The following is a 19319-nucleotide window of genomic DNA, read 5'->3' as shown; positions in this document are numbered from 1 at the left end:
TAGTCATCGCGCCTGTTCGGCCAGCCCACCCAGTGCCGTCGGCAGCGGCCCCCGATGGATCACGCCGAGACGCTGGGTCGCCCTGGTCAGGGCGACGTAGAGGTCGGCCGCCCCGCGCGGCCCCTCGGCGAGAATCCGGTCGGGATCGACTACCAGCACCGCGTCGAACTCCAGGCCCTTGGTCTCCGACGGTGCCACCGCGCCGGGCACGTCAGCCGGGCCGATCACCACGCTGGTGCCCTCTCGGGCGGCCTCGGCCGCGGTGAACTCGGCGATGGCGTCGGCCAGTTCGTCGGTGCTCACGCGGCGTGCCCACGGCGCAACGCCACACGCGCGCACCGACTCCGGTGGCCGGATGCGGGGTGCGAACTCGGCCAGCAGCGCGGCGGCTACCGCCATGATTTCCGCGGGGGTGCGGTAGTTCACCGTCAGCGACCGATAGACCCAGCGATCGGGCACGTACGGCCCCAGCATGTCGGCCCACGACGTCGCCCCGGCAGGTGAGCGGCGCTGGGCCAGATCGCCGACGATGGTGAACGACCGGCTCGGACAGCGGCGCATCAACACCCGCCAGTCCATCTCCGACAGCTCCTGTGCTTCGTCGACCACCACGTGCCGATAGGTCCAATCCCGGTCGGCGGCGGCGCGTTCGGCGAGATCGCGGGTGTCGCGTTCGAGGAAGCGGTCCGCCAGATCCTCGGCGCCGATCAGGTCCTGGGCCAGCAGATGGTCTTCGTCGTCCATCAGATCTTCGCGGGCGATCATGTTTTCCAGAACACCCGCGGCGTAACGGGTCTCGGCTCGGCGTTCACGCTCTGCGGCATCGTCGGCCGCTTTATCGCGACCCAGCAGGTCGACCAGTTCGTCGAGTAGCGGCACGTCGGACACCGTCCAGGCGTCCCCGGCATCGCGCCGCAGCGCCGGGTCGGCACCGGCCGCCCGCAGCCGCTCCGGCGAGGTGTACAGCGTGGCCAGCAGCTGCTGCGGGGTCAGGATGGGCCAGAGCTGGTCGAGAGCGGCGATGAAACGGGGGTTGTCGTCGAGCTCACCGAGCAGGTCGGTCCGGACCTTCTCCCAGGCCTCGGCATTGTCGCGGGTCAGCCACCCGCGCCCGATCCGGGCGATCGCGCGCTCGGTCAGCACGTAGGTCACGATCTCGCGGAACACCGCGCGGGCCGCGTTGTGCGGCAGGCCGCTGGCGCGGGCTTCGTCGATGGCCCACTGGGCGGTGTCGGCCTCGATCCGCATGGTCACGTCGGCCATCGGGATCTCCAGTGGCTGTTCGGGCAGTCGTTGGTGGCCGGCGACCGCCGCGGCGAGTACGTCGAGCATCGCCAGCGACCCCTTGATCCGGGCGGCGTCCGGGGTGTCCTCGGCGGTGACGCGCAGGCCGGGAACCAGTTCGCCGACCGTGGAGAACACCACCTCCGACTCGCCCAGTGACGGCAGTACGCGGCCGATATGGTTCATGAACGCCTGGTTGGGCCCGACGACCAGCACCCCGTGGCGTTCGATGCGAGCCCGCTGGGTGTAGAGCAGATAGGCCACGCGGTGCAGCGCCACCACGGTCTTGCCGGTGCCGGGGCCGCCCTCGATGACCAGCACGCCGGGGTGGTCGAGCCGGATGATCTCGTCCTGCTCGGACTGGATCGTCGCGACGATGTCGCGCATGCCCTCGCCGCGGGGTGCGTTGACCGCGGCAAGGAGGGCGGCGTCGCTGCTGAATGGGCTGTCATCGCCGGCCTCCGGGTCGGGGCGGCCGAAGACCTCGTCGGTGAAGTCGAGCAGGCGCCGCCCCTGGGAATGGAACTGACGGCGCCGGCGCATGCCCTCCGGGCTGGCGGCGGTAGCGACGTAGAAGGCGCGCGCGGCCGGCGCCCGCCAGTCCAGCAGCAGTGGTTCGTGGTCGTTGCGCTCGTCGAAGATGCCGAGGCGGCCGACGTAGAGCCGTTCTCCGGACACTGCGTCCAGCCGTCCGAAACACAGTCCGTGGTCGGCGACGTCCAGCCGCGTCATCGACCGGGCCAGCGCCTGCACGTCGGCGTCCCTGGCCACCAGCGTCCCGCCGTCCTGCATGTCGATCGGCCCCCCGAGTGCGGCGCGGTACTGGGCCTTGACCCGCATCCGCTTGGCGTCGAGCCGCTTGTAGAGACCGGCCAGATAATGGCGCTCAGACTCCAGTTCGTCGTCGTGAGCGTGCGTCGACATGGCTCGCTTCCCCCTCGTTCTCGTAGTTCGACCAGCGAATTGCGCCGACGGCCCGGTCTTGCCGCAAGCCCCCGGCAGCGTGTGGCGGGAAAGGGGCAGAAGCTCTCAAGATACCCGCGACCCTGTCTGTAGAACGTATGTTCGATTACTCTGACGGTGGTGAGTTGGTTCAACGGGCCGCCGACCTGGGGCGAGATGGAGCGGGTGCTGGGTGGCAAGCCCCGCCGTAGCGGCCTGTCGCTCGGGGAGCCGCACGCCGACGGTGGGGACAGCCCGGCCTGGTCGCGACGGCGGCAACCTTACGAGCCCGCCGGTGAGCGGTGGGCCCGCTCCGCGGTGCCCTACGCCGAGTTGCACGCGCATTCGGCCTACAGTTTTCTCGACGGCGCCAGCACTCCGGAGGAACTGGTCGAGGAGGCCGCCCGGCTGGACCTGCGGGCCATCGCGCTCACCGATCATGACGGTCTCTACGGCGTGGTGCGATTCGCCGAGGCGGCTTCCGAGCTCGACGTGCGCACCGTATTCGGTGCCGAACTGTCACTGAGCAATACCGCCCGCACCGAGTTGCCCGACCCGCCCGGACCGCACCTGCTGGTGTTGGCCCGCGGTCCGGAGGGGTACCGCAGACTGTCGCGCCAACTGTCTGCCGCCCACCTGGCCGGCGGACAGAAAGGCAAGCCGCGCTACGACTACGACACCCTCACCGAAGCCGCCGGCGGCCACTGGCACATCCTCACCGGTTGCCGTAAAGGACATGTCCGGCAAGCACTTTCTCAAGGTGGTCCGGAAGCGGCAGCGGCGGCGCTGGCGGATCTGGTCGACCGGTTCGGCCGGGATCGGGTCAGTATCGAGATCACCTCACACGGCGACCCCCTGGACGACGAACGCAATGCTGCGTTGGTCGCGATGGCGCCGCGGTTCGGACTGTCGGTGGTCGCTACCACCGCTGCGCACTTCGCCGAGCCGAGTCGGGCCCGGCTGGCCATGGCCATGGGGGCGATCAGGGCCCGGCAGTCGCTGGACGAGGCAGCCGGCTGGCTGTCTCCGGTTGGTGGGTCGCATCTGCGTTCCGGTGACGAGATGGCCCGGCTGTTCGGCCAATATCCCGAATCGGTCACCGCCGCAGCGGATCTTGGCGAGCAGTGCGCATTCGGACTGGCCCTGATCGCCCCGCAGTTGCCCCCGTACCCGGATGTACCGTCCGGCGAAACCGAGAACAGCTGGCTGCGTGAGCTGGTCATGATCGGCGCCGCCCAACGCTACGGGCCGCGTGCCTGCGCCCCGGAGGCCTACGCGCAGATCGAACGCGAACTCGACGTCATCGCCACGCTGAACTTTCCGGGTTACTTCCTGGTGGTGCACGACATCACCCGGTTCTGCCGGGAGAACGGCATCTTGTGCCAGGGAAGGGGTTCGGCGGCCAACTCCGCGGTCTGCTACGCGTTGGGAGTGACCGCCGTCGACCCGGTCGCCAACGAACTGCTCTTCGAACGGTTCCTGTCCCCGGCCCGCGACGGACCGCCCGACATCGACATCGACATCGAATCCGACTTGCGCGAGAAGGCTATCCAGTACGTCTACGATCGGTACGGGCGGGACTACGCCGCGCAGGTCGCCAACGTCATCACCTACCGCGCCAAGAGCGCGGTGCGCGACATGGCCCGCGCACTCGGCTTCTCCCAAGGCCAGCAGGACGCCTGGAGTAAGCAGATCAGCCACTGGCATTCCGGAGCCGATGCCCCGGACCTCGAAGGTATCCCCGCGCCGGTGGTCGATCTGGCTACCCAGATCAAGAACCTGCCCCGGCATATGGGCATCCATTCCGGCGGCATGGTGATCTGCGATCGTCCGATTGCCGATGTCTGCCCGGTCGAATGGGCCCGCATGGCGAATCGCAGTGTGCTGCAGTGGGACAAAGACGACTGCGCGGCAATCGGTTTGGTCAAATTCGACATGCTGGGCCTCGGCATGCTCTCGGCGCTGCACTACTGCATCGATCTGGTCGCCGAACACAAGGGCATCGAGGTCGACCTGGCCCGGCTGGACCTGGCCGATGTGGGCGTCTACGAGATGCTGCAGAGGGCGGATTCGGTCGGGGTATTCCAGGTGGAATCCCGCGCCCAGATGGCCACCCTGCCGCGCCTGAAGCCGCGGGTGTTCTACGACCTGGTGGTCGAGGTGGCCCTGATCCGGCCCGGTCCCATCCAGGGCGGGTCGGTGCATCCCTACATCAAGCGACGCAACGGCCTGGAACCAGTCGTCTACGACCATCCGTCGATGGAGCCGGCGCTGCGAAAGACGTTGGGGGTGCCGCTGTTCCAGGAGCAGCTGATGCAGCTGGCGGTGGACTGCGCGGGTTTCTCGGCGGCCGAGGCCGACCAGCTGCGCCGTGCCATGGGATCCAAGCGGTCCACCGAGAAGATGCGCCGGCTGCGCGAGCGGTTCTATGCCGGGATGGCGAAGCGCCACGGCATCACCGGGGAGGTTGCCGACCGGATCTACGACAAACTGGAGGCCTTCGCGAACTTCGGTTTCCCGGAGAGTCATTCGCTGAGCTTCGCCTCGCTGGTGTACTACTCGTCCTGGTTCAAGCTGTACCACCCGGCGGCGTTCTGCGCGGCATTGCTGCGTGCCCAGCCGATGGGCTTCTACTCGCCGCAGTCGCTGGTCGCCGATGCGCGCCGACACGGGGTCACCGTGCACGGGCCGGATGTCAATGCCAGCCTGGCGCACGCCACGCTGGAGAACCGCGGGCTCGAGGTTCGGCTGGGGCTGGGTGCGGTGCGCCATATCGGTGACGAGCTCGCCCAGCGCATTGTCGATGAGCGTACCTGCGGCGGCCCATATGCCTCGCTGCTGGATCTGACCGGGCGCATTCAGCTTTCGGTGCCGCAGACCGAGGCGCTGGCCACCGCCGGAGCGTTGGGCTGCTTTGCGATCAGCCGTCGTGAAGGGCTGTGGGCGGCGGGTGCCGCTGCCACCCAGCGTCCCGACCGGCTGCCAGGGGTGGGTGCGTCTTCGCATGTGCCGACCCTGCCCGGCATGACCGAAGTGGAGTTGGCAGCCTCCGATGTGTGGGCCACCGGGGTCTCGCCGGACAGCTATCCCACCCAGTTCCTGCGCGAAGACCTCGATGCGATGGGCGTGGTCCCGGCCGACCGGCTCCTGGAGGTGCCCGACGGAAGTCGGGTGCTGATCGCCGGCGCGGTGACGCATCGGCAGCGCCCTGCGACCGCGCAGGGCGTGACGTTCATGAACATCGAGGACGAGACCGGCATGGTCAACGTGCTGTGCACGCCGGGGGTGTGGAACCGGCACCGCAAACTGGCGCAAACCGCCTCGGCACTGTTGATCCGTGGTCAGGTGCAGAACGCCACCGGTGCGATCACGGTGATCGCCGAACGGATGGGCCGCATCACCTTGAAGGTGAGGTCGCGGTCGCGGGATTTCCGTTAGGCCGTCGGAGTCCAGGTTCAGGCTCACCCGCGGGTGGGTGTAGAAACCACACCAACGATCGACAACCTCTGAGGTCAGTTCGATTGCGATGTAGCCGAATGTAGTCTCGGGCCCATGACCCTGAATCTGTCCGTGGATGAACTCCTGACCTCCACCCGATCGGTGCGCAAGCGCCTCGACTTCGACCGGCCGGTCTCCCGTGAGGTCCTGATGGAGTGTCTGGATTTGGCGCTGCAGGCGCCTACCGGCTCCAACGCGCAGGGCTGGCAGTGGGTGTTCGTGGAGGATCCCACCAAGAAGAAGGCGCTGGCCGACATCTACCGCGCCAACGCCACCCCGTACCTGAACCTGCCCAGCCCCGTGCGCGGTGACATTCGCGATGAGCAACAGGGTGCGGTGCGCAGTTCGGCGAGCTACCTCAACGAGAACTTCGAGAAGGCCCCGGTCCTGATGATCCCGTGTCTGGAAGGCCGGCCCGAAGGCGCCGACGCCGGCATGCAGGCCTCCTTCTGGGGCTCGCTGCTGCCGGCGGTATGGAGTTTCATGCTCGCCCTGCGCTCGCGCGGCCTGGGTTCGGCGTGGACCACGCTGCACCTGATCGGCGAGGGCGAAAAGCAGGCCGCCGACCTGCTGGGCATTCCCTTCGAGCACTACACCCAGGGTGGACTGTTCCCTGTCGCCTACACCAAGGGCACCGACTTCAAGCGGGCCACGCGGCTGCCCGCCGAGCAGCTCACCCACTGGGACAGTTGGTGAGCGCGCGCGGTTAAACGGCCCCGTCGAACCCCTGCTGGCGCCACGCCTCGTAGGCGGCGACGGCCGCGGCGTTGGACAGGTTTAATGACCGCCGTCCGGCCAGCATCGGGATGCGTACCTGCTCAGTGATGTGCGGGTCGGCCAGCGTCGTCTCGTCGAGCCCGCTCGGCTCCGGACCGAACAGCAGCACATCGCCGGGCCGATAGGCGACGTCGGCGAACGACCGCCGCGCGTGGGCGGTGAACGCGAACACCCGCGCACCGTCGACCGCCGACCACGCCGCGTCCAACGATGAATGCACCGTCACCGACGCCAGGTCGTGATAGTCGAGCCCGGCCCGGCGCAGCTTCGGCTCGGACAGGTCAAAACCCAACGGCTCCACCAGGTGCAGTTCACACCCCGTCGCCGCCACCATCCGGATCGCATTGCCGGTGTTGGGGGCGATGCGCGGCGAGTAGAACATCACTTTGAACATGACACCCCCTGGCGGTCGTGGTTATCGGGAATATGGGAGACACTGACGGCATGGTCGAGACCAGTATCTGGATGCGTAAGGTTGAGGCCGATCCGGGCCATTCCCAGTGGTACATCGAACGTTTCCGCGCAATGGCCCGCGCCGGTGACGACCTGGCCGGCGAGGCTCGCTTCATCGACGCGATGGCGCCGCGCGGCGCGCACATCCTCGACGCAGGTTGTGGCACCGGCCGGGTGGGCGGGTACCTGTCCGGCGCCGGCCATCGGGTGGTCGGTGTCGACGTGGACCCGGCGCTCATCGAGGCGGCCGAACAGGACCATCCCGGCCCGCAATGGCTGGTCGGGGACCTCGCCGAACTGGATCTGCCCGCCCGCGCCATCGCCGAGAAGTTCGACATCGTCGTCTCGACCGGCAACGTGATGACATTCCTCGCCCCGAGCACGCGGGTCACGGTGTTGTCCCGGTTGCGCGCCCACGTCGCTGCCAACGGGCGCGTGGTGATCGGCTTCGGCGCCGGCCGCGACTACGAGTTCGGCGATTTTCTCGACGACGCCGCCGAGGCCGGCCTCACACCCGATCTGCTGCTGTCCGCGTGGGATGTGCGACCGTTCACCGAGGACGCCGAATTCCTCGTCGCGCTCCTGCGCCCGGCATGAGCCACTCGCGGAATTGACCGTCGCCGACAACATCGGTCGATGATCTCAGTTGAGCGCCAGCGCAATTTGCTCGGCACCCGATTCGCCGAATTGACCGGGGTGCCCCGGTATCTCTCTGTTCAGTAACGACCCTGGAGATGCGGGAGACGGGCTGTCATACTCGACGAATTGCCAGGGGTAATTCGCGGTTCCGTTGTGGCCGAACACGGGTGGCGAAGACCAGGAAGTCCGGATGAAGCAGGCGAGAACACTGAATTGCAGCGCAATGGTCGGTAGCCCGGCCACCGGCCGGTGACGATGTTCGCCGCGCCCGACGGCGCCGAACAGCTGAAGGCTCCGCCGGTCAAGCGGCCGTCGCGGTGGTCGGTGCGCAACTGGCCGGTGCGTACCAAAGTCTTTGCGATCGTGGCCCTCCCGCTGGCGCTGGCGCTGGCCTTCGGCGGCGCGCGCATCTGGGATGAGGTGAATTCCGCACGCGACCTCCAGGTGGCGGCCGACCGAGTCGCAATGATCCCGGCCATCGAGAACTACACCGCAGCGCTGCAAGCAGCGCTGCTCGCCTACTCCTCCGGCGGGAACACCCAGGCGGCCGAGAGAGCATTCGACACCAGTTCGTCGGCCCTGCAGAACCGGCTCAACGACACCGATGTAGCACCCGACGTACGTACCGGGGTGACCAACCTGCTGACCGGCGGCAAGAAGTTGCTCGGCGCGGTGTCGGCCAACGCCATCGGGTTGCGCGAACGGATCACCAGCTACGCACCGATCCTGCTGACCGCCGAGGACGCCATCAACGGGTCGGTCCGTCTCGACGACGCGGTGCTGCGCGCTCAGACCGAGGGGTTGAGCCGAGCGGTCGGCGCCCGCGGCCAGATGTTCATGCAGGAGTTGCTCGTCGAACAGGGCGGCGAACTGGCCGAGCCGGAGCTGCGGACCTCGATGATCACGCTGGCCGGAACTGAACCGTCGACCCTGTTCGGGATGAGTCAGGTGCTCGGCGTCGGCTCTCCGGACGCCAAGGTGCTGCAGGGCGAGATGGTCCGGCGCATGGGCATCATGTCCAATCCGGATGCCGTCCTGGTGGGCAACCTCGACCTGCGCCAGTCGCTGCAGGCCACCGACACCATCGCCGGTCAGGTCATCAAGTCCACCACCGCCGAGATCACCGGGTCGGTACAGCGCCAGGCCGACCAGCGGCGCACCGCCGTCATCCGGGACGCGCTGCTGGTGCTGGCGGCATTCGTCCTCGCCCTCGTCGTCGTCGTGCTGGTGGCGCGCTCGCTGATCAAGCCGCTTCGTACCCTGCGCGACGGCGCGCTGCGGGTGGCGCACACCGACCTCGAGCAGGGCATCGCCCGGGTCCGTGCCGGGGACGAGCGCGAGCCCGAGCCGCTGCCGGTCTACACCACCGAGGAGATCGGTCAGGTGGCCCATGCGGTGGACGAACTGCACACCCAGGCGTTGCTGCTGGCCGGCGACGAGGCGCGGCTGCGGGTCCTGATCAACGAGATGTTCCAGACCATGTCGAGGCGCAACCGCTCACTGGTCGACCAGCAGCTCGCCCTGATCGACCGGCTCGAACGCAATGAGACGGATCCCGAACGGTTGGAGAGCCTCTTCCGGCTCGATCACCTGGCGACCCGGATGCGCCGAATCGGCGCCAACCTGCTGGTGCTCGCAGGCGCGCAGGTGTCCCGCGAGCAGCGGGAGTCGCTGCCGTTGGCCGCCGCGGTCAACGCCGCCGTCGCCGAGGTCGAGGACTACAAGAGGGTAGAGATCGGCAACTTCCCGGACTCCGCGCTGATCGGGCGGATGTCCGGTGACGTCGTGCACATGTTGGCCGAGCTGATCGACAACGCGCTGCGGTACTCGCCGCCGATTTCCCCGGTGCTGGTGAGCGCGGCGCACACCAGCAACGCCGGGGTGCTCATCGAAGTGCACGATGATGGTATCGGCATGACCGACAGCGATCTGCGGATCGCCAACATGCGGCTGCACGCCGGCGGTGAGGTCAGCCCCGACAACACCCGGCACATGGGTCTGTTCGTGGTCGGGCGGCTGGCGCACATGCACGGCATGGACATCCGGCTGCGCAACACCATTGCCGGCCAATCGAATTCGGGTACCACCGCTGAGCTCTACATCCCGCCGCAACTACTCGAGCATGCCGCGCCGATCGGTGTAGACGCCCGTGTCGATCGCGAGACGGGTCGGCCGCAGCCTTCACCCAAATCGGAACCGCAAGCCTCACCATGGTTTTCGGCTACCGACGCCGCCGATGCAGTGCCGGCACACGATCGCCCATCGGACACGTCGTCGTTCTTCGCAGCCCGCGTGCGCGCAAGAGACGCCCATGGCGATGATGTCGACATCAGTGACATGGACGTCACCGACGCCGACGAGGAATCCACCGATACCGACTTCATCTACCAGAAGATGCTTTCGGAGTTCCTGGTCGATCCGCACACCCTGGCGGTGCCCCAGGACTGGAAATCGTTGTGGGACAACGGATGGGCCGCGGCCGCCGAGGCGCAAGACGTGGCGGTGCAAACCCACACCGAGCACGGCCTGCCGGTGCGCCAGCCCGGCGCCAGGCTGGTGCCCGGTGCGGCCGAACCGCGCCGCGAGCCTGGCGCCTTTCGGGCAGCGCGCTCCGAGGACCACGGCGCACCCCCAGAGAATGGACGAGATCACCGATGAGCCACCCGCCACGCCCGCAGCGCAATTCGCTGGACTGGTTGGTCTCCAACTTCTCCCGTGAGGTCCCCGGCGTCTCGCACGCGGTGCTGGTTTCGGTCGACGGCCTGCTCATCGCGGCCAGCGACCAGCTGCCGCGCGATCGCGCCGAACAGCTCGCCGCGGTGACGTCGGGCCTGGCCAGCCTGGCCGCCGGGGCCGCCCAGCTCTTCGAGGGCGGCCAGGTGCTGCAGTCGGTGGTCGAGATGGCCGGCGGCTATCTGTTGGTCATGCGGGTCGGCGACGGTTCGCACCTGGCCACATTGGCCGCACCTACCTGCGACATCGGCCAGATCGGTTACGAGATGGCTGTTCTGGTCGACCGGGTGGGTAGCGTCGTCTCCTCGTCGAGACGTGCCCCGCAGACATCGTGATCCGTCGTGGACACTCCCGAGTCGTCGAAAGCCGATGAGGCGAACCTGGTTCGCCCCTACACACTGACTGCCGGACGTACCGACACCAGCGTCGAACTTCCGCTCGAGGCGCCCCTCGTCGCGCTGGCGTCCGCGTCGGGGCACCCCTGGCCTGCGGGTGACGTCCGCGGGCAGATCTGCCGGATGTGTACCGAGAGCCCGTCGGTGGCGGAGATCTCGGCGCGGCTGCAACTGCCGCTCGGCGTCGCGCGAGTCCTGGTCGGCGACCTCGTTGCGGCGGGCTATCTTCGGGTGCAGACCACTTTGACCGACCGCTCGACCAACGACGAGCGCCGCGACCTCATAGGAAGGACCCTGCGTGGCCTCCGAGCCCTCTGAGACACGGGACACCGCCTCGACGAAGATCGTCATCGCGGGCGGGTTCGGCGCGGGCAAGACCACCTTCGTCGGCGCTGTGTCGGAGATCATGCCGCTGCGCACCGAGGCGATGGTCACCGACGCCTCGGTCGCCGTCGACGCCCTGGACGCGACCCCAGGCAAATCGACGACGACGGTGGCCATGGACTTCGGCCGCATTACCCTCGACCGTGACCTGGTTCTTTACCTGTTCGGCACGCCGGGGCAGCGCCGATTCTGGTTCATGTGGGACGACCTGGTGCGGGGAGCGATTGGGGCGATCGTGCTGGTCGACGTGCGGCGGTTGCAGGACAGCTTCGCCGCGGTCGATTTCTTCGAACACCGCAGGTTGCCGTTTGTGGTGGCCATCAACGAATTCGACGGCGGGCCAAGATATCCCGCCGATGAGGTGCGGCGTGCGCTGGCCCTGCCGCAGGCCACGCCGGTGATCTCGGTCGACGCCAGGGATCGTAAGTCGGCGACCGGCGCGTTGATCGCCATCAGCGAGCACGCCCTGGCCGGGTTGCCGGCAGGCAACCGATGATGCAGGCCGAAGAACACTGGGTGGATCGCGAGATCGTCGGCGAGAACTTTCAGGACGCCGACCTTGCCGGGCTGCGCACCGAGCGGGTGGTGTTCACCGAGTGTGATTTCGGCGGCGCCAACCTGTCCGAGTCGCATCACCTTGGCTCGGCGTTCCGTAACTGCCGGTTCCTGCGGACCACGCTGTGGCACAGCACGTTGCGCAACTGCAGCATGTTGGGTTCGACGTTTGAGAACTGCCGGCTGCGCCCCATCGTGTGCGACGAGGTCGACTTCACCCTGGCGGTGCTCGGCGGAGCTGACCTGCGTGGGGTGGACCTCTCGGGGTGCCGGCTACGCGAGACCTCTTTGGTGGAGGCGGACCTGCGCAAGGCGGTGTTACGCGGGGCGGACCTGGCCGGGGCGCGCACCAACGGGCTGCGCCTCGAGCAGGCCGACCTACGCGGCGCACGGATCGACGCGACGCTGTGGACCACGGCGGCGTGCCGGGGGGCACGCATCGATATCGCCCAGGCGCTGGCTTTCGCCGCTGCGCACGGCCTCGACGTCAGCGGAGAATGATCACCGGTCGCCCGAGTCGCCGCGTGAACCACCGCTGCCTTTAGCGCTATCGGGCCGGACGGAGTCGACGGCCGCGCCGGACGGTCTCCATGCCTCCATTGCCGCGCCGAGGTCGGTGTCGCTGAGCGCCTTGACCGGCAGATGGCGCTGGTCCGGGCGACGACGCAGGCCTTCGATGAACAGGGCTACATAGCGGCGCCACAGGTCGCCGTTGACACCCCCCGCGAACTCGCTGACTGTCCCGGCAAGCAGACTGATGATCGGCATGTCGGTCGCGGCGATTTCTGGGCGCAGGTAACCGTCAGCCTGTGTCCGCTCCACGATTCTGGTCAGTGCGGGTACCAAGTGTTCTTTCGTCGCGTTCAGCCGGGTGCCGCTCGAGTAATTGCTGAATGCCATCTCACGCAGACCGCGGTCGGTCGCCGATATCTTGGCCATCTGCTCCACCAGCCACACGAATCCGTCCCACGAATCATCTTGCTGGAGAGCAAGTTCCGCGAGTTCCATCATCTGTTTGAGGCCGTCTAGGAAGACCGCCTCCAGAAGCTCCGCCTTGGTGGCGAAGCGTCGATACACAGTGCCGACGCCGACCCCGGCGTGATGAGCGACGTCATTCATATTGGGCTCCAGCCCCTTCTGCGCGAACAAGTCGCGGGCCGCCTCGATTACGCGCTGCCTGTTGCGCTGCGCGTCCTTGCGCAGCGGGCGATTTGTCGTCGGGTCGACTCCCATCCGCGCAAGTGTAATGGCCGACACACGACGAAGTGGATTGACCCCATCCGTTTCCGCGGTTAGATTGCTTTCGGGCATTGCGGCGGCCGTTGTCTGCGGTCGTTGTTCACTGGGAAAGGGCAACGCGATGAGATCAGTCGACGACATACCGGCTGCGGCCGTGTCCGGCGCGGGGGACTACCTGCAATGACGCGGATCCTCGGTCGCGTGTGGATCCCAGTGCTCGTAGTCGTCCTCGCCGCGGTGGGAGTGGTTGCAGTGACGTACGCCCGCACCATTTTCGGCTCGAACCCCGTCATCGTGACGCCCAATACCTCCGACAGTGCGGCGGACTTCAATCCCAAAGTGGTTACCTACGAGATCTTCGGCACGGGTGACACTGCGGACATCAACTATCTGGACCTGGACGGAAATCCGCAGCGGACCGGCAAGGTCTCGTTGCCCTGGGCGTTGACGCTAACTACCACGAACCCCTCGACGTCGCCGAACATCGTGGCTCAGGGCGATGGGAACTCAATCGGATGCCGGATCACCGTCGATGACGTGGTCAAGGAGGAAAGGACCGCTACGGGAATGAATGCCGCAACCTTCTGCTTGGTGAAGTCAGCATGAGCCACGACGTCGACGATGCGCCGACCGACGCCATTGCGGCGCCCCGACACCGCGCACGCCCATGGATCCCTCGGGTCATCCACACGTTCGCCGTGCCGATCATCCTGGGCTGGATCGCGCTGGTCGTCGTCCTGAGCACGGTGGTGCCCTCGCTCGAGGAGGTCGGGAAACTGCGCTCGGTGTCGATGAGTCCCAATGACGCGCCGTCGCTGATCGCGACAAAGCGGGTCGGCAAGGTGTTCAAGCAGTACGACACCAGCAGTTCGGTCATGGTGGTGCTCGAAGGAGACCAGCCGCTGGGCGCCGAGGCGCACGCGTTCTACGACAAGATCGTTCGCGAACTGCGCGCCGACACCAAACATGTCCAGTATGTGCAGGACTTCTGGGGGGATTCGTTCACTGCCGCTGCCGCACAGAGCGCCGACAACAAGGCCGCCTTCGTTCAGGTGTACATCTCCGGCGACCAGGGTGAAACTCTTGCCAACGAGTCGGTTGGGGCCGTCCGGAAGATTGCCGCGGAAACCCCGGCCCCGCCGGGGGTGAAGGCTTACGTCACCGGCCCAGCCGCCACCACGACCGATCAGAACATTATCGGCGACAAGAGCATGCAGATAATCGAGCTCGTGACGTTCGGTGTCATCGCCGTCATGCTCTTGATCGTTTATCGGTCGGTCATCACGATGCTGCTCGTAATGGTGATGATGGGACTCGGACTGTCCGGTGCCAGAGGGGTGGTCGCGTTCCTGGGCTACCACAACGTTTTCGGGCTGACTACCTTCGCGACCAACATGGTTGTCACGTTGGCCATCGCCGCGGCAACGGACTACGCAATCTTCCTGATCGGCAGGTACCAGGAAGCGCGCCGAGTCGGTGAAGACCGGGAATCGGCGTATTACACCATGTTCCACGGCACCGCCCACGTCGTGTTGGCGTCGGGCCTCACTATCGCCGGCGCGACCTTCTGTCTGCACTTCACTCGGCTGCCGTACTTCCAGACCATGGGTGTCCCACTGGCCTCCGGCATGGTGATCGTGGTCGCGATGTCGCTGACCTTGGGCCCGGCCCTGATCTCGGTGGCGAGCCGATTCGGGCGTGTTTTGGAGCCTAGAAACGTTGGGAGGCAGAGACTGTGGCATCGAGTCGGGACGGCGACCGTCCGCTGGCCCGGCGCCATCCTGGTATGCGCCGTGTCGGTGTCGCTGGTAGGCCTTCTCGCTTTGCCCGGTTACCACACGACGTATAACGACCGAATCTACCTACCCGAAAGTGTTTCGGCGAACGTGGGTTACGCAGCGGCGGAACGTCACTTCTCCCGCGCAAAGATGAATCCGGACCTGCTCATGGTGGAATCCGATCACGATCTGCGCAATCCGGCAGACTTCCTCGTCATCGATAAGATCGCCAAAGCGCTGGCCCGGGTCCACGGGATCGCCCAGGTTCAGACCATCACCCGGCCCGAGGGCAAGCCGATCGAGCACGCCTCGATTCCATACTCGTTGAGCCAGAACAGCACTGGTCAGCTCATGAACAACGACTACCAGCAGACCGTCATCGCCAACACTCTCAAGCAAGCCGACGACATGCAGGCCAATATTGATGCGATGGTCAAGATGGAGGCCATTACCAAGCAGCTTTCTGAGGTCACCAAAAGCATGTCAGACAAGATGGCCGTCACCTCGAATGACATCGCCACGGTGCGTGACCACCTCTCCGACTTTGACGACTTCTTGCGACCGATACGCAACTACTTCTATTGGGAGCCGCATTGCTACGACATCCCGATGTGCTGGTCGCTGCGTTCGGTTTTCGACGCGCTGGACGGCATCGGGACTATGTCGGACGATTTCCAGCAGCTGCTGCCTGATCTTCGGCAGATGTCTGTCCTGACCGGCCAGATGGTGGAAGTGATGCCGGCGATGATCGCTTCAATGCAGAGTCAGAAGCAGTTGATGCTCAACCAGTATCAAGCCCAGAAGGCGCAACAGGACCAGAACATGGCCTCGCTCAACGACGCCACGGCGATGGGCCAAGCCTTCGACGCTGCCCGCAACGACGACTCGTTCTATTTGCCGCCCGAAGCCTTCAACAACGACGATTTCAAGCGCGGCATCAAGTTGTTCCTGTCACCCGACGGGCATGCCGTCCGCTTTACGATCATCCACCAGGGTGATCCGCTGACCGAGGAAGGTACCTCCCGGATCGAGCCCCTGAAGATCGCCGCCGCGGATGCGATCAAGGGAACACCGCTGGAGGGGTCCAGCATCTATCTGGGTGGCAGTGCGGCGATGTACGCCGACATGCAGCAGGGTGCCAACTGGGATCTGATCATCGCTGCGATCGCGGCGCTGATCCTGATCTTCGTCATCATGGTGATCCTGACCCGAGCCTTTGCCGCCGCGGCAGTCATCGTCGGCACCGTGGTGCTCAGCCTGGCTGCGTCCTTTGGCCTATCCGTTCTGCTCTGGCAGCACATCATCGGCCTGCCGTTGCACTGGATGGTGATGCCGATGTCGGTGATCGTCCTGCTGGCGGTTGGCGCGGACTACAACCTTCTGCTGGTCTCGCGCATGAAGGAAGAGATCACGGCCGGGATCAATACCGGGATCATCCGGGCGATGGTCGGGACCGGCTCCGTGGTCACCGCTGCGGGTCTGGTCTTCGCCTTCACCATGGCCTCGATGGCGGTGAGCAAGATGATCATCATCGGACAGGTGGGAACAACCATCGGGCTCGGACTGCTCTTCGACACCCTGGTGGTTCGGTCCTTGCTGACACCGGCGATCGCCTCAATGCTGGGACGCTGGTTCTGGTGGCCGCAGCGGGTGCGTCGGCGCCCCCGCCCCGCGGCGTGGCCGACGCCGAAGGCGTCGCCTCAGTCCGAGCACGAGAGCCAGCCGGAGGAGAGCCCAGCATGAGGACCGCTGCAGTGCGACAGAGGAATTCGGTTGTTTACAGCACGATCACGGGAATCGTGTTCGGGGTAATGATGATCGCGGCACCGGCCGTGGCCCACGCGGACCCCGACACCGATTTCGTGAATCAGTTGCACACCGTCGGCGTGTACGGACCGAAGGACTACAACGCCTGGATAGGAAAGATTGTGTGTGAGCGGCTCGACCGCGGCGTCGACCGCAGCGCCAGCGACTCTGCGCGGTTCGTCTTGATGCAGCTATCGCACGACGCGACGACAGCGCAGGCATGGCAGTTCGTGGGCCTGGCCTATCCGATCTACTGCCCAGACCGGCAGGTCCTGCTCCAGCAGGCCGCCGGTCCGACCGAAAAGTGAGAACCACAATGCGTGATCGCCGTAAGGGCATGATGCGGACGGGTGCGATCGTTGTCGCCGTGGCCGCTGGTCTGACAGTCGTTCCCGGCACGGCCGCCGCGGATTCCAGCGATGACTTCCCGATTCCCAGGCGAATCATCAACACCACCTGCACCGTCGATCAATACATGGCCGCGGCACGCGATACGTCGCCGATCTACTACCAGCGGTACATGATCGACTACAACAACCGCCCCGTCGACGTCGAGGACGCGGCTCGCGATCGCATCTACTGGTTCTTCTCCCTGGATGCGGCCGGTCGCCGTCAGTATTCCGAAGACACCGCTACCAATGTCTACTACGAGCAGATGGCGACCCACTGGGGTAACTGGGCGAAGTTGTTCTTCAACAACAAGGGTGTCGTCGCGAAAGCCACCGATGTCTGTCTGAACTACCCACAGTCCGATCCCGCCGTGTGGAACTGGGGGCCCAATGAGCGGGCGGCGAGCTGAGCTGCTGTCCGACAGCTACTTCCAGATCAGCAGGTCTTCGACGCCGTTGTTGTAGACGACCTGTGTTGGCGCTGGCCCGGTCACGTCGAAGTACAGCTTGCCGGTCGATTTGGTGCCCTGTGGGATGGTCGCACCGCTGATCCCGGCCGGCGTGGCGGCCTGCCACAACACGGGTAGTTGGCGCCGACGGCGCGAGCGTTGAAGTCGGGGATGATCGGCGTGACAGAACCCTTGGCGGCCCGCACCGAAGCGGTGCTGGGTTTCAGGCCGCTGATCTGCCAGAGCGTGATCACCGCGCCGCCGTCGAAACGGTCGGAGTCGATTCATATCTTCTGGACAGCTTGGTCATAGTCGGAACCCACCTCAGCCCGCCACTGTTGGCGCGGTGAATCCCGTGCACGAGCCAGAAGGAGTGTGACGGCGTGTGAGCTGCGACGCAGTGAGCGCGTCCACGTAGTCCAGCAGCACTGCTCGCCGGGCGAGGGAACCCCCGTGCACGGTGCCCCGCTGTCCCAACCCTTCGTGGACGGGGGTTCCCCCGCTCGGTGCAGCTGCCGCTGCCGCCCATGTGCACTACGTCAGCGGCATCAGCAGGTAGGAGTGGCGGGCAAGGGTGCGGATCATCGGCACCGACGCACCGTCATCGACCTTCGCTCGCAGACGGTTCATGCAGCGCCGCACTGTGTCCACGTGGCCCGCATAGTCGTACGGCCATACCCTCGCGAGGATCTGGCGTTGTGTCACACTGCGGCCGGCGTGGCGCATCAGGTAGCGCAGTAGTTCGAATTCGTTGTAGGAGAGCTCAACGCGTCGGCTGCCACGGGTGACCGCTCGACTCTTCTCGTCGAGTCGGAGGTCGCCCACCACGATGGTCGTGGCCTCGGCGCCGTCGACCTGGTCCTGTCGTGTGCGCAACAGCAGCCGCAACCGCAGCAGCAACTCCTCGACGGCGAAAGGCATTGTGACGCAATCATCGGCCGCACCGACGTACGGACCGCAATCCTGCTCGACACCCACGGGGTCGAGCACCAAGATCGGAAGGTCGTGGACAACCGTCCGTAACAGCTGCAACAGTCTGCAACCACCCGCGTCAGGCACTCGTGGATCGACGATGGCGGCGTCGGGTCGGTGCCGGCGAGCGTGCGACATGGCGGTCGCGGCATCATGTGCGGTGAAGACCTGCGCACCCTCACCCCGAAGCACTATTGCGATCATCTCGGCGATAACCGGTTCGTCGTCGACGACGAGGAACCGTGCGCGCAGACCGTCGAGGTCAGACCGCATCGGGCAACCTTCGGCGTGGTGCGCACCGGCTTGGGGGGGACGGGGACCCGCCATCCTGGCACCTTCGACCATGGAAATATGGCGACGCTGTCAGCCGGCTTTTACTGAGCTATGAAACGAATCCGCGCCGTTGTGATCCGTGTTCGCCGCGTACCGCGGATGGCCAGGGTCTGTTGACCATCCGCGGTACGCGTAGCCCTGCGCCTGTCGAATCAGCGCGGCGGGCAGGGCGCCAATGGCGGACACGGTGCCGGTCCCGGTCCACCCGGTCCACCCGGCCCACCCGGTCCACCGCCGACCGGGCCGGGACCACCGATCGGACCCGGTCCCGGTCCACCCGGTCCCGGTCCACCCGGTCCCGGTCCACCCGGTCCACCCGGTCCGCCAGGGGCGCAGGGGACTCCGGGAGGGCAAGGCGGCGGTGGCTCCGCGCCGGCGATCTGCTGTCCGAATCCTGCGATAGCGATCGCCGCAGCCCCGGCCGCGATCGACGCGCGCACAACGTTGCGGCGGATTAATTGGTGTTGCATGACTTTTCCAACTTTCGTGGTCATCTTTCTGATGTGCCTTCGGCGGGTGCCGACCGACGTTGCATGCCGCTGAGGGTGTCTGCCCCTACCGAGGCGGTGGCGGCGGGCACGGCGCGTTGGGTGGGCATTGACCGGGTGGCGGTGGTGGGGGAGCGGCATGAGCGATCCCCGTCCCGATACCGATCGCACTCAATCCGAGCCCGGTGCACACCACGGCGGTGCC

General features: G+C 66.3%; 16 protein-coding genes and 1 pseudogene. 12 read left to right on the top strand and 5 right to left on the bottom strand.

Going from position 1 to position 19319, the window contains the following annotated elements; translation table 11 throughout:
- Positions 1 to 3 precede the first annotated feature (3 nt).
- Complete coding sequence (gene helR / locus ACXDF8_RS12350; protein WP_457223544.1) at positions 4 to 2208, bottom strand: RNA polymerase recycling motor ATPase HelR; 2205 nt, start codon at positions 2206 to 2208, stop codon at positions 4 to 6.
- Between the two features lie 159 nt (positions 2209 to 2367).
- Here helR and ACXDF8_RS12345 point away from each other — a divergent pair, with 159 nt between their 5' ends.
- Both ACXDF8_RS12345 and ACXDF8_RS12340 read left to right on the top strand, forming a co-directional pair.
- The gene (locus tag ACXDF8_RS12345) at positions 2368 to 5664 is read left to right on the top strand and encodes an error-prone DNA polymerase (RefSeq protein WP_457223543.1); all 3297 of its coding nucleotides are present in this window, start codon (positions 2368 to 2370) and stop codon (positions 5662 to 5664) included.
- Between the two features lie 114 nt (positions 5665 to 5778).
- Positions 5779 to 6420, top strand: a complete 642-nt coding sequence (locus ACXDF8_RS12340; RefSeq protein WP_457223542.1) for a nitroreductase family protein — start codon at positions 5779 to 5781, stop codon at positions 6418 to 6420.
- Positions 6421 to 6430: 10 nt separating this feature from the next.
- Here ACXDF8_RS12340 and ACXDF8_RS12335 read toward each other — a convergent pair whose 3' ends face one another.
- Positions 6431 to 6895: a tRNA (cytidine(34)-2'-O)-methyltransferase gene (locus ACXDF8_RS12335; RefSeq protein ID WP_457223541.1), complete on the bottom strand. Its 465-nt coding sequence runs from the start codon at positions 6893 to 6895 to the stop codon at positions 6431 to 6433.
- A gap of 50 nt (positions 6896 to 6945) precedes the next feature.
- On the opposite strand from ACXDF8_RS12335, the gene ACXDF8_RS12330 reads away from it, so the two are divergent.
- From ACXDF8_RS12330 to ACXDF8_RS12305, 6 genes are all read left to right on the top strand, one after another.
- Positions 6946 to 7551, top strand: a complete 606-nt coding sequence (locus tag ACXDF8_RS12330; protein WP_457223540.1) for a class I SAM-dependent methyltransferase — start codon at positions 6946 to 6948, stop codon at positions 7549 to 7551.
- A gap of 297 nt (positions 7552 to 7848) precedes the next feature.
- Entirely contained in the window at positions 7849 to 10251 is a 2403-nt protein-coding gene (locus tag ACXDF8_RS12325; protein ID WP_457223606.1) for a sensor histidine kinase, read from the top strand.
- A complete protein-coding gene (locus tag ACXDF8_RS12320; protein ID WP_457223539.1) occupies positions 10248 to 10661 on the top strand; it encodes a roadblock/LC7 domain-containing protein in 414 nt (137 codons plus the stop codon). Before ACXDF8_RS12325 ends, ACXDF8_RS12320 begins: the two co-directional genes overlap by 4 nt.
- Positions 10662 to 10667: 6 nt before the next feature.
- On the top strand, positions 10668 to 11039 hold the full coding sequence (locus tag ACXDF8_RS12315; RefSeq protein ID WP_457223538.1) for a DUF742 domain-containing protein: 372 nt from the start codon (positions 10668 to 10670) through the stop codon (positions 11037 to 11039).
- A complete protein-coding gene (locus tag ACXDF8_RS12310) occupies positions 11020 to 11601 on the top strand; it encodes a GTP-binding protein (RefSeq protein WP_457223537.1) in 582 nt (193 codons plus the stop codon). Before ACXDF8_RS12315 ends, ACXDF8_RS12310 begins: the two co-directional genes overlap by 20 nt.
- Entirely contained in the window at positions 11601 to 12161 is a 561-nt protein-coding gene (locus ACXDF8_RS12305) for a pentapeptide repeat-containing protein (RefSeq protein ID WP_457223605.1), read from the top strand. The genes ACXDF8_RS12310 and ACXDF8_RS12305 overlap by 1 nt, the downstream gene beginning before the upstream one ends.
- Here ACXDF8_RS12305 and ACXDF8_RS12300 read toward each other — a convergent pair whose 3' ends face one another.
- The gene (locus ACXDF8_RS12300) at positions 12162 to 12893 is read right to left on the bottom strand and encodes a TetR/AcrR family transcriptional regulator (RefSeq protein WP_457223536.1); all 732 of its coding nucleotides are present in this window, start codon (positions 12891 to 12893) and stop codon (positions 12162 to 12164) included.
- 186 nt (positions 12894 to 13079) lie between these two features.
- On the opposite strand from ACXDF8_RS12300, the gene ACXDF8_RS12295 reads away from it, so the two are divergent.
- The 4 genes from ACXDF8_RS12295 (at position 13080) to ACXDF8_RS12280 (ending at position 17282) form a co-directional block, all read left to right on the top strand.
- Complete coding sequence (locus ACXDF8_RS12295) at positions 13080 to 13505, top strand: MmpS family transport accessory protein (protein ID WP_457223535.1); 426 nt, start codon at positions 13080 to 13082, stop codon at positions 13503 to 13505.
- Positions 13502 to 16420: an MMPL/RND family transporter gene (locus tag ACXDF8_RS12290; protein WP_457223534.1), complete on the top strand. Its 2919-nt coding sequence runs from the start codon at positions 13502 to 13504 to the stop codon at positions 16418 to 16420. Before ACXDF8_RS12295 ends, ACXDF8_RS12290 begins: the two co-directional genes overlap by 4 nt.
- A gap of 68 nt (positions 16421 to 16488) precedes the next feature.
- Positions 16489 to 16791, top strand: coding sequence for a DUF732 domain-containing protein (locus ACXDF8_RS12285; RefSeq protein WP_457223604.1), 303 nt, complete (start codon positions 16489 to 16491; stop codon positions 16789 to 16791).
- Positions 16792 to 16799: 8 nt separating this feature from the next.
- Positions 16800 to 17282, top strand: coding sequence for a DUF5078 domain-containing protein (locus tag ACXDF8_RS12280; protein ID WP_457223533.1), 483 nt, complete (start codon positions 16800 to 16802; stop codon positions 17280 to 17282).
- 15 nt (positions 17283 to 17297) lie between these two features.
- On the opposite strand, the pseudogene ACXDF8_RS12275 reads toward ACXDF8_RS12280, so the two are convergent.
- Positions 17298 to 17581, bottom strand: a pseudogene (locus ACXDF8_RS12275) (DUF1942 domain-containing protein); the annotation flags it as partial.
- Between the two features lie 274 nt (positions 17582 to 17855).
- A complete protein-coding gene (locus ACXDF8_RS12270) occupies positions 17856 to 18566 on the bottom strand; it encodes a response regulator transcription factor (RefSeq protein ID WP_457223532.1) in 711 nt (236 codons plus the stop codon).
- Positions 18567 to 19319 lie beyond the last annotated feature (753 nt).

The organism is Mycolicibacterium sp. CBM1 (assembly GCF_054073305.1).
Note: the sequence above shows the minus strand (reverse complement) of the source record. Positions and strands in the feature narration are given on the sequence as shown.